2 protein-coding genes are annotated in these 2,216 nt (G+C 37.3%); both read left to right on the top strand.

Annotated features, from left to right (window positions below; all coding sequences use genetic code 11):
• Nucleotides 1-1,521, top strand: a 1,521-nt coding sequence (locus tag A9G45_RS14545) for a hypothetical protein (RefSeq protein WP_176701620.1), incomplete at its 5' end; no start/stop codon positions are given.
• 168 nt (nucleotides 1,522-1,689) lie between these two features.
• The coding region (locus tag A9G45_RS12970; protein ID WP_141673699.1) for a hypothetical protein at nucleotides 1,690-2,216 on the top strand (527 nt) is incomplete at its 3' end.

Genomic DNA, 2,216 nt, shown 5'->3' with positions numbered 1-2,216 from the left:
GCATTATCAGCAACAACCTCTAATGTGATACAAGGCAGTGCTCCTTATTTAAGCTTGGATAATGGTGTAACGAAAATAATGAGTGAAGAAGGCTTGCTCAGCATTAAATTACCTGATGGTAGCCTGTATATTGCTCCAGGTGAAAATAGCGAATTATATCCTAATGCCAAAGTTGATAATTCAAGCTACACAAATCCTATAGCATTACCTAGCGAAGTAAAAACATTTGCTGATATTCAAACATTTGTACCATTAACAGATAATACACATTACCCAAGTATTGAGCTAAGTAACTTAATCGGCGAGCCACATAATTATTGGGGCGATGCTGATGGAGATGGTAATGCCAGTGCGACAGGCAAGCTAAAAGTCAAATGGTTAGACGCTGATGATAAAGATATTACTGCCGAAATTAAAGCTAACCCTAATAGATTATTAAACGGCTGTGATGTACCTTACCAACTCACTATGACGGCAACTAATGGTACATTATCAACAGAGTATGGTTTGCCACAAACCAGTACTTTTAATGAGATTAGTCATACTTATTATTTGGGCAATAAGGCAGATATACCGACAAGCTGTTATGCATTGCCTAACACTCGATATGATAGCCAACGCGCGGCATCAGATGGCCCTGATTGGGTAGTAAATGCAGGGTTTAAAATTCATTCTGCTGATAAATTAACCGAGAACTTTCCAACGACAGGGACAAATGGTATACATTTCTTTTTATTATTAACGGGTATAACACCAGAGCAAGTTGTTGCCGCAAATGGTACTACTGTTCATGCAGAGAGTGGTCATGGCGTAACTTTATCGCTTTCTGCAGCCGAAGTGAATTGGAATTACTCATATACTTGGGAAGATCAAGAGCGTTGGGATGCGAGGCCGATAAATTCGAAAACTGGCGTTAAGATAAAGTTAAATGGACCAACTCGTGATTCAAGAGATAAGCGTTTTTCGCCATCAGTATTTAAAATTTACGCTGATAGCAATCATACCCATTTACTTTATAGCTTTAAGATAGAGCGTTGGTATATAAATAATCCTCCCTCCTCCGATGAATATGGACAGCCAGTCTATGAAAATATGACATTTGAAAAAGCTACAATGTTTTGCCAAGAGCTAGCTAGTGGCTATCGTATCACTAGAGCTAATGATCTCACAAATGCCAATTTTGAGGGATGGGATGGTGGTGTAATGGGGACGGAAAGTTACGGTTATCAACGACGTGTGAGTTTTAAGCGTGGAGGTCGTTGGATAGGCGGTTTATTTAGTGAATGGGGGAGAATGGCTAGTGTTTTTAAAGGGCAGGGTAATTATGATGATGAGGAGGATTGGGGTAGTGAGGAATCGGCTCTACAGAACAGTGACTATGCGATTACTTGGGGAGATGATCTCTATTGGACAAATTCTCTATTAAATAATAACTATCTTTTGGTTAGCCCAATAGACGGAAGCCTAACTGATGGAAGATGGGGGGAAAATACTGTGCTAGCTGCATGCGTATCTCCTTAAGCTTATACAAAAAGCGATTAACCTACTTAAAGTGCAGATAAATGGAAAATAAATAACATAAAATTGTAACTAAAAAAGTTGGTTAAATAAGGCTTATTTTTGTTTATAATTGATAATATTTATAAAAATGGAATTAATAACCAATAAGTTATAACAGGTAATGGTGGAATGAATAGTCATACTAATTTGTCTTTTGTACAAAAAATTAATTTTATAAAAAACGTAAAAATAGATTATCAAAGTACATTGTCGGCGTTGTCCAAATGGAATATTAATCGTTATACGTTATCAATATCAGGTGCTTTATTGGGCTTAATGGTATCAACCAATGCTACAGCATTATCAGCAACAACCTCTAATGTGATACAAGGCAGTGCTCCTTATTTAAGCTTGGATAATGGTGTAACGAAAATAATGAGTGAAGAAGGCTTGCTCAGCATTAAATTACCTGATGGTAGCCTGTATATTGCTCCAGGTGAAAATAGCGAATTATATCCTAATGCCAAAGTTGATAATTCAAGCTACACAAATCCTATAGCATTACCTAGCGAAGTAAAAACATTTGCTGATATTCAAACATTTGTACCATTAACAGATAATACACATTACCCAAGTATTGAGCTAAGTAACTTAATCGGCGAGCCACATAATTATTGGGGCGATGCTGATGGAGATGGTAATGCCAGTGCGACAGG

Origin of the sequence: Gilliamella sp. HK2, from assembly GCF_001690265.1 — a bacterium.
GTDB classification, from domain to species: Bacteria; Pseudomonadota; Gammaproteobacteria; order Enterobacterales; family Orbaceae; genus Gilliamella; species Gilliamella apicola_C.
Note: the sequence above shows the minus strand (reverse complement) of the source record. Positions and strands in the feature narration are given on the sequence as shown.